Source organism: Acinetobacter sp. WCHA55, assembly GCF_002165305.2.
Taxonomy (GTDB): domain Bacteria; phylum Pseudomonadota; class Gammaproteobacteria; order Pseudomonadales; family Moraxellaceae; genus Acinetobacter.
Window position 1 is genome coordinate 1,479,169 of record NZ_CP032286.1, and the last position, 12,221, is coordinate 1,491,389.

A 12,221-nucleotide genomic window follows, 5' to 3' on the forward strand; every position below is an offset into this window, starting at 1 on the left:
AGAATAAGGAATGATGGCAATGCAACATTTAATACAGAAAAGACAAGAAATAGAAAAGCTTAGAACCAGCAGCAGTATTTCGACGGTACAAGCTGAACAGCTCGGAAAAAGCATTGCAAGTTCGTGGCAGCGTTCTAATTCGGCAGAGATTCCTAAGGATCGTTTTGCAGCGCCCATTTCTGAAGGTTCGATGTCACAAGGTTCAGCATTACAACATGCTTTAAGTTACTGCGCGGATGAGCTCAAGCATATTGCACAGCAGTCCTCAATGGTCGTTGCTGTGGGTGATATTGGTAGTACGATTATTTGGAGTGCTTCAAGTAAGCAAATGCGTAATGCTGCGGAAAGTGTACATTTTGTAGAAGGCGGGCAGTGGAGAGAGGAGTTGGTGGGGACTAATGCATTGGCATTGTCACTTAAAACCCAACAATCGAGTTGTGTGTTTTCTAATGAACATTATATGAGTTCCATCCATGATTGGGTTTGCTATGCAGCACCAATCATCGACCCCTATTCAAAACATGTTTTGGGGGTAATTGATTTATCGACCACGTGGAAAAATCATAATAGCCTTGGTTTACTGGCAGCAGAGCGCTGTGCATCTATCATTCAAACAGCATTATTGGAATACCAGCGTCAACAACTGTATATTCGTGCTTTTGGTGTGCCACAAGTGCTTTTTAATGGCAAAGTGATGGTGCTCACACCACGTCAAATTGAAATTCTGACTATTTTAGCGCTATGTCCACAAGGTATGACTTTAGATACCTTACATCAGGCATTATATGGTGAGCGAAAAGTGAGTATAGGCACACTTAAAGCAGAAATGTCGCAATTAAGGGATCTGTTGGGGGGGATGTTGGGATCTCGTCCTTACCGAATTTTGGCGCATATAGAAGCAGATTTCCTACAAGCAGAGCAGGCATTAGATGCTGCATATATTGAGACGGCCTTAAAGCTTTGCTCAGGTGTGTTATTGCCTAAAACAGAAAGTCCGTTTCTTTGCGCATGGCGCGACTGTTTGGAGTCACGTTTAAGTAGTGCGATTTTTAAAGCCAATGAAACTGATATGCTCTTTAAGCATGTGGCACGCTACCCAGAAGCAATTGATGCTGTTGAACGACTTATTGAGCTGACACCGAGTGGACACCCGGCGCATCAGCTACTTGAGAAATACAAAATTTAATAGTTTTGATTTGAGTTATGGAATAGGTTAATAAAAATTTTGCGATTAAAGATTCTTTTGTTCTAGCCACTGAAATAGCTTGGTATAGACTTCGGCACGAACATCTGGTGCAGATAAGACTAAGTCGTGTAAACCATTTTGAATGGTCTCGACACAGATGTCACCTTGTAGATTTTTCGCCTGTTTTTCAATGTCTTTGACATCTAAAATTACATCACTGGTTTGTGCAGCTACGCCCCATTTTTTGGGGTTGAGTGTTTGATGTGAATGCATAATCAGTGCAGGAACAGAAAGCTTTAAACCGCCACGATGAATTTCTTTTTGTGCTTCATGGATGGCACGGACAAAACTGATGCGAACCATAGAATAACTTGGTTGTTTCCACTGCAAATCAAAGTTCCACTCGCCGTGTTCACTTTGATGTAGGCTTGGTACATACCATTTATTCAGTTCACTTGGAAATTTTAAGTCTGGGAAATGCTTTGCAAGTCGGCTGAGTTGCGGCACGCCAAGTTTGCGTTTAATTGGATGCATATTAAAATCATAAAAAGGACTGTTGGCCCATAGCGCTTTGATTAGAGGGTGTTGTGGATGGTGCGCTGCATATAGTGTGGTAATTAAACCGCCAGTCGAGTGTCCTGCCAGTACAACAGAAAGATGACCTTCAGCACCTATAATCTCAAGAGCTTGAGTAATTTCATCGTCATATTCGCGCAGATCACGGACATTGTAGTAGTTTTGGTGGCTTAAACGGGAGCGACCATATTTTCTTAAATCAAGTGCGTAAAAGTCGTAACCATGCTGATTGAACTGTTCAGCCATTTCTGTTTGGAAGAAGTAGTCAATAAATCCATGAATATACAGCACTGCTTTGGTTGTGGTTTGCGTGGCTTTTTTACGAATGAGAGTTGCGCAAACTTCACCTTCGTAGTCATTAGCAAAACTGAGTTTGAGTTGTTCGTAGTCTTCACCAAGGACATCTGGTTGATACGCGAGCGGGTTTTGTAGTGCTGACATAGTTTACTCTGGTTGTTATTGTCATGAGTTCCCTTATCCTTGATGAAGTCAGAATTTTTGTCAACCACAAATAAAAAAAGACAATTTAAGTGCAAAGGTAAGCAAGGATTAGGCTTACCCGAATGAAACAGTATGGACGTCTGTTTCATTCCACTTAAATTGTCAAAGCAAACAAAGTGTTAAGGAGAGAACTTAGACAGCCGCTCTAAAATCGACTACTGAAGCACTTGATTTGAGCGCTGCTTTAAAGATGTCAACCACTTGAGCATGGGTTGCTTTACGTGGATTCGTCAGCATGCAGGCATCTTTTTGCGCGTTTTCAGACATAATGCCCAAATCTTGTTCTTTTACACCCAGTTCAGACAAGCTTGATGGAATACCAATAGATGCAGATAATTCGCGAATCGCGTCAATTGCAGCATATCCAGCTTCTGTCACAGTTAAGCCCGTGGTGTTAACTCCCATCAGCTCAGCAATACGTGCATAACGGTCAGGGCAGGCAATTAAGTTGAATTCACAAACGTGTGGAAGTAGGACTGCATTACATACGCCGTGAGGTAAGTTATAGAAGCCACCAAGTTGGTGAGCCATCGCATGGACATAACCTAGAGATGCATTGTTAAATGCCATACCTGCTAAATATTGAGCATAACTCATTGCATCACGAGCTTCTAAGTTTTCACCGTTCGCAACTGCTGGGCTTAACCATTCGCTAATCATCGAAATGGCTTTTTCAGCACAGGCATCGGTGATTGGATTTGCCGCTGTTGAAACATAAGCTTCTACTGCATGGGTTAATGCATCCATACCTGTTGCTGCTGTTAAGCTTGCAGGTTTTGCAATCATCAGTTTAGGGTCATCAATAGCAATCAGTGGAGTGCAGCGCCAGTCTACAATTGCCATTTTTACATGCGTATCTGTATTGGTAATAATACAGAAGCGTGTCATTTCTGATGCTGTACCTGCCGTGGTGTTGATGGCAATAAGAGGGGTCATTGGAACCGTACTTTTATCAATTCCTTCGTAGTCACGAATATGACCACCACCGGCAGTCACAAGTCCAATACCTTTAGCGCAGTCGTGCGAAGAACCACCACCTAAGGACACAATAAAGTCACAACCTTGTTCGTTATACGCAGTCACGCCGTTGTGGACATTGATGTCAGTTGGGTTCGGTTCTGCACCAGGGAAGATGTGGCTATCAACACCTGCATCTTTGAGATATCCTGCAATGGTGTCAGCTACGCCAAATTTAAATAAACCTGCGTCGGTTACAATCAGTGCTTTTTTTGCACCGAGGTTTTGTGCTTTACCACCAATTTCTTTGGCACAGCCTGGGCCAAAAAGTGAAACGCAAGGGATATAAAAACCGTTCGTTTGATCTGCAATATTTTTAAAAGCCATGGTGCGATTCCTTCTACCATTATTTATGTTGTTATCGGTGCTCATTACCGTTTTTAGAGTATTGAATGATTCAAAAAACTTGTGTACCTACCAAATACCTACCATGAGTAAGGGAATGAGGAGAAATAGCTTCATCGAAGAGAGTTGCTAGCGATAAAAGGCATAGCCTGTGGTTCAGGATTTGTTTATATTAGTTTTGAAGTTGTGGTGAAAATAGCCAAATTCAAAGAGGGTCAGCTGTGGAGCAAAATGATAAGCTTAAACAATATCAAAGTCTTGCAATACAGTTAAGACAAGTTGTTCCGAGTATTCAGCAGCTTTATCACGAGCAGTCCGCTTTTCTTTCCACACTCAATGTGCAAAACGTTTTAAGTGTTGACGTAAAACAACAGCGGATTCAAATTTTAAATCATTGTTTTCATATTCAGTTTTATGCACCGACGGAACAAGCGGAGCTATGTGTCCCGCAGTTTATCTATCAGGAGCACTATGCAGAAGCGCTAGAAGAGTTTTGTTTACACGACATTATGTTTTTAGTGGGTGATCAATCACCACAACATTCTTTGTATTTGCGCAATAAAGTTAAACAGTTGCGTCAGTTGATTCTTCAACAGGTATTTGTTTTATTCGATGGGCCGAATCGCGTGCAAACGGTTTTGACTGAAATACGGCAAACGCAATCAGAACTCTTTCAACAACTGTGCCAGCAATTTGGATTAAATACAGCTGATCTAGCTTCTGAGCGAAGTCTTTTAGCCGAGTTGCAGCACTTATGCAGCTTAGATACAGAACAGGCGGAAAATATTTTACCGCTGCAGTCTTTGATGAGTAGTTATGATGAGCTGTGTTGTAGTGCTAGTCAATTCTTAGATCCGTATGTGTATCGCATTGTACAAACGGCATTTCCTGAAAGGTTTTCTTTACAAGAGTTGATGGATCATAAGCATGACATTCACTTGTTATATCCACATGCTAAAGAGCAGCCCCATCTACTTTGCTTTGTGCGACTTATGCATCGGGATCTTTGGGCATCTCCTAATTTATTGGCAAAGCGACATTTCTTAAAAGTTGAAAATAAGTTATGGCAAAAGAAGGTCGCAAAACTCCCGATTTTTGATGAAAGTCGTACTGTAAACTGGTTATTCAAACAAAAAGCGGTGGTGGCAGATTGGGTTAGTCAAAATATTCAACACAGTAGTATACGCGTTGCAGTAACGGCTTTAAGTTATCTCGATACGCAGTCTTATCATCCCGAAATTATTGTGACCACCTTAAAGTACTTCCAACATGTCGCGGCGCGTTTATTTATACAAAGTTGCTATGAACATGCCCTACAACAGCATTGGTTTGAGCTTGAAGCTAACCAGCATGTGGTCTTAAAAAATAGACGCCAAGATATGGATGATCAGCGTATAGCAATTAGCCCGTCTATTTTGTATTTAGATGAATGGCTCGAACTGTTGCACCGTGTGGTCGAACAACAACCTGAATGGGGGAAACGGGTCTACACAAAATTGAGTCGTGTAATGCAGGCCTATATTCAGCATCTAGATAAAATTGCGCAGAAACTTCCTGAGGACTTAGTGATTTATTTTAGTGAAGACAAGCAACAAAACCGTGATTTTTATTTTCAGTTAAAGCAACATAAACTGCATATTGAACGCTTTAGACAGTTGTTTTATCTAAATCGGCCTCCTTTACGAGTTTCGGTGTTTGATGCTTATGTGCGCGATTATTTGCCTGAACATTTTGAGACGCAAAAGGAGGTTTTAAAAAATGTCACATGGAAGAGCCTATTTCATCAGGCTGTGCAGTGGCATGATCAATTGCATAGCCAAGAGTTACTCGCTGAACTGAAACGAAAGCTTGGTTGCATCTCATGGCAACCAATCAGTCATGAAGCTTATTATTTTATTGAGAGTTGGGTGTTTGAGGAGCTCAAAGATATTGATCGTATCATTGCCGAGTCACGTCGTTTTCAACATTGTTTAGCGGCCAGTTTTGCTGAGCGAATTATTGTACGTGAATATGTTGCATTTCATATGAGTCATACCGATGCACAGCGGCACTTGACGCTCGGTTGTCACTATATTGCAGGACAACTGTTATTTGATCAGCTTGAATATCCAAACAACCAAAAAGCGCTACCCGATGATGTTGTGGTCGCTGAACAATTCATTGCCATGCTGAATCAAACCCTATAACCAAGGTCTTAAAAATTAAACAACAATGGACTTAATTTGTCGCACAACATTTACTGTGAGACGAGATCTGCTTAACTTTTTAGCAAAAAATCGGTAGGCTATAGCCGTTCATCAATGGTATAGGTCTTATGAAGCAAGAAACTGCACTCAAACTCTTAAAAGCGGGCGAAAATGTCTTTTTAACCGGTTCCGCTGGTGCAGGAAAAACCTATACGCTGAACCAATACATTAACTATTTAAAAGCCCGCAAAGTGCCAGTGGCGATCACAGCCTCTACCGGTATTGCCGCAACGCATATGAATGGCATGACCATTCATACTTGGGCCGGCATTGGAATTAAAGATGCGTTGGGGGAAGATGAACTCAAACGCATGAAAGAACGTAAATACTTAAAAGAGCATTTAGAAAATGCCCAAGTCTTAATCATCGATGAAATTTCGATGCTACATGCGAAACAGCTCAATTTGGTCAATAAAGTCCTTAAGTTCTTTAAAGAAAGTGAAGAACCATTTGGCGGGATTCAAGTGATTGTGGCAGGTGACTTCTTCCAGTTACCGCCCGTTGGTAAAAATGAAGAACGCAATCGCGATAAATTCTGTTTTATGTCAGATGCTTGGGTGGAAGCCAAGTTTCGTGTGTGCTATTTGACCGAGCAGCACCGTCAGGGCAATGATTATCTTAATGATATTTTAAATGCCATTCGCAGTCAGAGTATTAATTCTCAGCACTTGCAGGCTTTACAAGCCACACGTCAGCAAGATATTGGAGAAACCTTTACACGTTTATACACCCATAATATGGACGTGGACACCATCAACTTCAAACATTTAAATGAAATTGAAAATGAAGGCCGACAGTTTGAGGCGGTGTGTGATGGCAATGATAAGCTTATTGAAACGTTAAAGTCGTCTGTGCGCGCACCTGAAAACCTCACTCTCAAGAAAAATGCCAAAGTGATGTTTGTAAAGAACAACTTCGATGTGGGCTATATCAATGGTAGCTTAGGTGAAGTGGTGGGTTTTGAGGAAGATGAAGACTTTGGGATCTTGCCGAAGGTCAAACTGACTGATGGTACGGTACTGGTGGTCGAGCCTGAAACATGGTCGGTGGACAATGATGCAGGCAAAACCATTGCCAGTTTTCAGCAGATTCCATTGCGATTAGCGTGGGCCATAACTATTCACAAATCTCAAGGCATGACTTTAGCGGCAGCAGAAATTAACCTGAGCCATACTTTTGAAAAAGGACAGGGCTATGTGGCTTTGTCGCGTTTAAAGACTTTAGAGGGTTTAAGATTACTGGGTTTTAATGAACAAGCTTTGGAGCTAGATAGTCTAGCCATTAAAGCAGACCGCCGTTTCCAAGAACTGTCCGATGAAGCCGAAACACACTTTGAGCTCATTGATCTAGAGCCACAACACAAGGCCTTTATTCGTCACTGTGGCGGAACGCTCAATGAAGTTGAGATTGAGCGTAACGAAAAGAAAATTGCCCGTAATGCAGGTAAAGCCAACTATGCTTCTGCAACACTCGATGAAACACGTGAACTTTTTGAAGGTGGTTATGAAATTGCCGATATCGCACAAGAGCGCGGGTTGACGGCTGCAACGATTATCAACCATTTGGCGAAGCTACATAAAGAACAGGGCTTAGACATTTCTGTAGCTCATCCAGGCGAAGAAGTGGTAGAGCAAGTGCGAAAAATTTATAAACGTCTCATGAAACGTCAGCAAGCCGAACACTTTAGTGAAGATGGTGCGATTAAGCTTCGCCCTATTGTGGAACTAACCAATCCACGTATGGGCTATGACCAAGTTCGCTTAGCGCTGTTATATATTGAATAGCATCTTAAAGGCAGGGAGGCTCGTGCAGAAATTTCTTACTTACTTTGCCCAGAACTTCAGTTAAACTGAATTTTAAGGGATAAGAATAACTTAGAATCGTAATGAAATTGACAGCTTGGTACACGCTACGCAAATTTGTTTATAACAATTTGCATAATGAAGACTATGAGACACCCTTAAGTCGAGGGTTCAACTATTTTCTCATTGCACTGATTATGAGTAATGCTGTTGCAGTCTTACTGGAGTCGGTACAAAAGTACTATCTATCGTATCAAGACTTTTTCTATTATTTTGAAATCTTTTCTATTATTGTTTTTAGTGTTGAATATCTTTTACGTTTTTGGTCGATTGCCGAATCTAATAGTTTTGAGTCAGATTGGAAAAACCGCCTCAATTGGGTCAAAAGTGGTGGGGCGATTATCGACCTCTTGGCTATTCTACCTGCGTATTTAAACTTCTTTGTTCAGTTCGACTTACGATTCTTAAGAATTGTTCGTTTACTCCGACTTCTCAAATTAACCCGCTACTTTGTCTCGTTACAAATTTTATTACGGGTTATTGAACGCGAAAAAGGCTCGTTTCAAGCAGTTATTTTCATTTTAGTAATTATGATCATTATGGCGGCTGCAGGGGTGTATTTGATTGAAAGTCAGGCCCAGCCTGAAGTTTTCAGCTCTATTCCCGCCTCAATGTGGTGGGCCGTAGTTACACTGACCACCGTGGGCTATGGCGATGTGACACCTATTACTCCGTTAGGACGTTTTCTTGGAGCGATTATTACCATCTTAGGTGTAGGTTTAGCCGCATTACCTGCGGGTATTTTGGCGAATGGTTTAGCCAATGAATTGGAGCAGCGTAAAGAAAAACTTGAACTTAGATTTCGAGAATTAATCCAAAATAGCGATATTGATTTTGTCTTAGAAACAGAAAAAATTGATGAAGTTCGTAAAGAAGTTGGGCTAACCAAAGAACAAACACACGATATTATTCTACAACTCATTCGTGAACAAAAAGAAGAGTCTTTAAGGCAAGAGCGTGACCAATATGCCTATTGTCCGCACTGCGGTAAAAAACTACCCGAATGAATTATGCCAGTCAGTTAAGGAGTTTCGTATTTAACTTCCTATTGTGGATGACGTTATCGCGTATCGAATAAAATCTAGTGTTTAAAAAGAAAATGCCAGTAGGATTCTTTATGGTCTGACATTAATCTGAATGACCGATTGTAAAAGCGTGTATAAAAATACGTCTGAACTTTTATACACGCTGATTGTTTTTAGATGAAGTCATTAATTGGGGTTTAACAAGTCTGATTTGCATCATTTTTACATGTGGATATCGACTTTTTCTCATGCTGAAAAGCCAACAATAAAATAATCAATCCACCTAAGCTCAGTAAAACCCCGACCCAGATTGGGGCTAGCCAGCCTAAACCTTGGCTAATTAACCAACCACCGAGGAAGGCACCAAAAGCATTGGCAATATTAAATGCGGAGTGATTCAGCGAGGCTGCTAAACCTTGTGCGTTGCCAGCGACATCCATCAAGCGAGTTTGTAGTAAAGGCCCCAAACCAGCAATACTAAAGCTAACCAAGAAAAGAGCAATAAAAGCAGTGGCAAGGTGATCCATAGATAAAGCACAAAGCACATAAGAGCAGGCGTTGGAAACTAGGACCCAAATAATCGCTTTATTTAAGTTCTTATCGGCAAAGTGTCCTGCGACGACACCGCCGACCACCAACCCGAGCCCAATACATGCCAGTGCAAATGGAATGACTTGAATGCTGGCATGGGTATATTCAGTCAAAATAGGCGATACATAACTATAAACAGAAAACAGCCCACCAAATCCAATTGCACCGACAGCAAGCGTGAGCCACATTTGTGTATTTTTAAGCCCACGCAGTTCATTTTGAATGCTGGCTGTGTGATCCAGTTGCATTTTTGGTAAGCCAAAACAAATTGCGACCACAGTCAAAAATGCGATAGATGCAGAAAACTCAAAACCTGCCCGCCAACCATACAGCTGACCCAGCCATGTCGCAAAAGGCACACCAATCACGGTCGCAACATTCAGCCCCATCATGAGCATTGCAACAGCCGAAGCACGTTTTTGTTTTCCTGCAAACTCTGCAACTACCAAAGCTGCAATACCAAAGTAAGCGCCGTGAGGGAAACCAGCAATAAAACGTGAAACCAACATAGACTCATAGCTATTTGCGAGTGCTGTACTGGCATTGGCGATACCATAAAATAGCATAAGTCCAATTAAGAGCGTTTTACGCGGAACCTTTGCTGCTAGAATGGCAATCACTGGCGCACCAATAGTCACTCCCAAAGCGTAGGCACTAATGAAATGCCCTGTGATAGGTATACTGAGCTTGAAACTTTGTGAGATCTCTTGGATGAGTCCCATTGCAACGAATTCAGTTGTACCAATACAAAAACCACCGAGTGCCAATGCCAAAATAATGACAAACAAGTGGCGGGTTGGCGGGGGGCTATTTTCTTGAGAGGACATAAGCAGAGGAGAAAATGAAAAGTATTATACGTTCTTTATCACATGAAAATTTGGTTGTTCTAAAAAAGTTATAAGTGAACTAAGCAAGCGTAATATTTATATGAACTCTGAAGATTCTGCATGATGCATATTTATTCATAGCGCTAGATTGAGTGCCCATTTTTTAAAAAATTAAATTTAAAAGCAGCAAATAAGATTAACCTGACCTGAGAGTTTGGATTTGCTAGGCTAGGACTGTCCTGTACCAATGATTAGGGTAAGTAAACCAGCAGCAATGAGTGGGCCGACTGGAACGCCACGCAGTAAAGCAACCCCTGCAACGGTTCCAACCAGCAAGCCTGCAACAACATCGGGTTGGTTTGACATTAGTTTCACACCACGACCACCTAGCCATGCAACCAAAACACCAATGGCGATAGCAAGTAACGATTTAACACTTAAAAAAGATTTAAAAATACTTTCACCGCTAATTCTACCACTTGCAATAGGCACTAAAACTGCAATGGTTAAAATGATGATCCCGATATTTAATCCATGTTGTTGAATTAGAGGTAAGTATTCACTTAGTGGCGTCATCCGCAAAATAATGAGTACAGCAGCAGCAATGGTTACTGCAGAGTTGTGACTGAAAATACCGCAAGCAAGCAGGATCAATAGGACGATCAGGTTCAAATCTAAGTTCGGCATAGGGGAGAGGCTGGTCAAAAAAACATGTGCATTGTAACGTTTTTTTAGCCAGTCTGCCGAATGATCCGAGTCCTTTGATTGATGTTCTTGTATTTCAGTATAAAATGAACCTTTATTTAAAAATGTGGTGTGCTGATGCTGTTGGAAAAAATGTTGCAGTCGCAAGGATTCGGTTCGCGGAAGCATTGCCAACAGTTGATTAAAAATGCAACCATCGAAATTGATGGGCAGATCATTACAGACCCTAAACATAAACTCAAATTAGATGGTTTGCACTTCAAAGTACATGATGAGAGTTTTGAATATCGTGAAAAAGTCTATATTGCCTTAAATAAACCTCAGGGTTATGAATGTTCACATCAGGCAACACATCACTTTAGTGTTTTCGATTTGTTTGATGATGTGCTCTTGAATCGTGGTATTCAGTGTGTTGGACGTCTGGATCAAGACACGACTGGCTTGTTGTTGCTTACTGATGATGGTCAATTCTTACAGGCATTGACACATCCTAAAAAGCATGTGGCAAAAGTATATCGGATGAAAACTGCCGACCCTGTTACAGATGAACAAATCCAGCAGTTAGAACAAGGCGTTGAGTTACGTAATGAAAAAGGGATATTTGCAGCAACAGATGTAAAACGCTTAGCCGAATGTGAACTGCAAATGACGGTGCATCAGGGGGTATATCATCAAGTGAAACGTATGCTTGCGGCAGTGGGAAATAAAGTTGAGAGTTTGCATCGTCAGCAAATTGGGGCGCTCGACTTAACGGGTATACCAGATTTAGTCGAGGGACGTTGGATCTATTTAAATGCCGAACAAGTGGCTTTAGCCAAGATACGCAATGATTTTGAGAGATAAGGTCTTTAGACGTTGATTGCTAAAGAAAGCAATGATAGGTCTTAAATTCATTATCCGCTACAAAGCCCATGGTTTCATATAAGCTGTGGGATTGATAATTATTCTTTTGTGTTTCAAGCGTAATACGTATGGCTTTTTCGTGTCGTGCAAATAAAATCGCGGTATCAATCAATTGTTTTGCTGAACCATGACGACGATGCGGTGGCGAAACATAGACATCATCTAAAATATAGTAGGTTGCGCAGGCCATAGATGAAAAACCCAAATATAGCAGCACAAAACCTGTAATCGCATCATCTTTGACATGAATGAAGATGACACTTTGTTCGTTTTCAAGGCGAAGTTTAAGGAACTTTTGGGAAAGCGCTAAGTTGGAAGATGCACCATAAAACTGGCGATATTCATCAAATAATACAGCAAGTTTTTCTAAGTCTTCTAAAGTGGCACGTCTTACGATCATGTATTACTCCATGCTGTATTTATAATGTTTACATGAA

The 12,221-nt window shown here is 41.2% G+C and carries 10 protein-coding genes; 5 read left to right on the top strand and 5 right to left on the bottom strand.

The features are described 5' to 3' along the window. Positions 1-10 precede the first annotated feature (10 nt). The gene (locus tag CDG62_RS10010) at positions 11-1,186 is read left to right on the top strand and encodes a helix-turn-helix domain-containing protein (RefSeq protein WP_086210169.1); all 1,176 of its coding nucleotides are present in this window, start codon (positions 11-13) and stop codon (positions 1,184-1,186) included. A gap of 45 nt (positions 1,187-1,231) precedes the next feature. On the opposite strand, the gene CDG62_RS10015 is transcribed toward CDG62_RS10010, so the two are convergent. After that, on the bottom strand, positions 1,232-2,203 hold the full coding sequence (locus CDG62_RS10015) for an alpha/beta hydrolase (protein ID WP_087527093.1): 972 nt from the start codon (positions 2,201-2,203) through the stop codon (positions 1,232-1,234). Positions 2,204-2,395: 192 nt separating this feature from the next. Continuing rightward, the gene (gene mdh / locus CDG62_RS10020) at positions 2,396-3,607 is read right to left on the bottom strand and encodes an iron-dependent methanol dehydrogenase (protein WP_087527094.1); all 1,212 of its coding nucleotides are present in this window, start codon (positions 3,605-3,607) and stop codon (positions 2,396-2,398) included. 239 nt (positions 3,608-3,846) lie between these two features. Here mdh and CDG62_RS10025 point away from each other — a divergent pair, with 239 nt between their 5' ends. From CDG62_RS10025 to CDG62_RS10035, 3 genes are all read left to right on the top strand, one after another. After that, complete coding sequence (locus CDG62_RS10025; RefSeq protein ID WP_087527095.1) at positions 3,847-5,811, top strand: hypothetical protein; 1,965 nt, start codon at positions 3,847-3,849, stop codon at positions 5,809-5,811. A gap of 128 nt (positions 5,812-5,939) precedes the next feature. Beyond that, positions 5,940-7,655: an AAA family ATPase gene (locus tag CDG62_RS10030; protein WP_087527096.1), complete on the top strand. Its 1,716-nt coding sequence runs from the start codon at positions 5,940-5,942 to the stop codon at positions 7,653-7,655. Between the two features lie 101 nt (positions 7,656-7,756). Next, positions 7,757-8,740 carry an ion transporter gene (locus CDG62_RS10035; RefSeq protein ID WP_087527097.1) on the top strand — a complete coding sequence of 328 codons (984 nt, stop codon included), beginning with the start codon at positions 7,757-7,759 and terminating at the stop codon, positions 8,738-8,740. Between the two features lie 215 nt (positions 8,741-8,955). Here the strand turns inward: CDG62_RS10035 and CDG62_RS10040 are convergent, their stop codons facing one another. Beyond that, on the bottom strand, positions 8,956-10,176 hold the full coding sequence (locus CDG62_RS10040) for an MFS transporter (protein WP_087527098.1): 1,221 nt from the start codon (positions 10,174-10,176) through the stop codon (positions 8,956-8,958). Between the two features lie 228 nt (positions 10,177-10,404). Then, positions 10,405-10,863 (bottom strand): DUF441 domain-containing protein, encoded by a 459-nt coding sequence (locus CDG62_RS10045; protein WP_087527099.1) that lies wholly within the window; start codon positions 10,861-10,863, stop codon positions 10,405-10,407. Positions 10,864-10,998: 135 nt separating this feature from the next. On the opposite strand from CDG62_RS10045, the gene CDG62_RS10050 reads away from it, so the two are divergent. Then, the gene (locus CDG62_RS10050) at positions 10,999-11,724 is read left to right on the top strand and encodes a pseudouridine synthase (protein ID WP_087527100.1); all 726 of its coding nucleotides are present in this window, start codon (positions 10,999-11,001) and stop codon (positions 11,722-11,724) included. A 19-nt stretch (positions 11,725-11,743) separates the two neighbouring features. Here CDG62_RS10050 and CDG62_RS10055 read toward each other — a convergent pair whose 3' ends face one another. Beyond that, positions 11,744-12,184: a GNAT family N-acetyltransferase gene (locus CDG62_RS10055; protein WP_087527101.1), complete on the bottom strand. Its 441-nt coding sequence runs from the start codon at positions 12,182-12,184 to the stop codon at positions 11,744-11,746. Positions 12,185-12,221: the final 37 nt, after the last annotated feature.

Coding starts and splice junctions, on each gene's coding strand:
- CDG62_RS10055 (WP_087527101.1), bottom strand. CDS start 12,184: ATGATCGTAAGACGTGCCACTTTAGAAGACTTAGAAAAACTTGCTGTA.
- CDG62_RS10050 (WP_087527100.1), top strand. CDS start 10,999: ATGCTGTTGGAAAAAATGTTGCAGTCGCAAGGATTCGGTTCGCGGAAG.
- CDG62_RS10045 (WP_087527099.1), bottom strand. CDS start 10,863: ATGCCGAACTTAGATTTGAACCTGATCGTCCTATTGATCCTGCTTGCT.
- CDG62_RS10040 (WP_087527098.1), bottom strand. CDS start 10,176: ATGTCCTCTCAAGAAAATAGCCCCCCGCCAACCCGCCACTTGTTTGTC.
- CDG62_RS10010 (WP_086210169.1), top strand. CDS start 11: ATGATGGCAATGCAACATTTAATACAGAAAAGACAAGAAATAGAAAAG.
- CDG62_RS10030 (WP_087527096.1), top strand. CDS start 5,940: ATGAAGCAAGAAACTGCACTCAAACTCTTAAAAGCGGGCGAAAATGTC.
- CDG62_RS10035 (WP_087527097.1), top strand. CDS start 7,757: ATGAAATTGACAGCTTGGTACACGCTACGCAAATTTGTTTATAACAAT.
- mdh (WP_087527094.1), bottom strand. CDS start 3,607: ATGGCTTTTAAAAATATTGCAGATCAAACGAACGGTTTTTATATCCCT.
- CDG62_RS10015 (WP_087527093.1), bottom strand. CDS start 2,203: ATGTCAGCACTACAAAACCCGCTCGCGTATCAACCAGATGTCCTTGGT.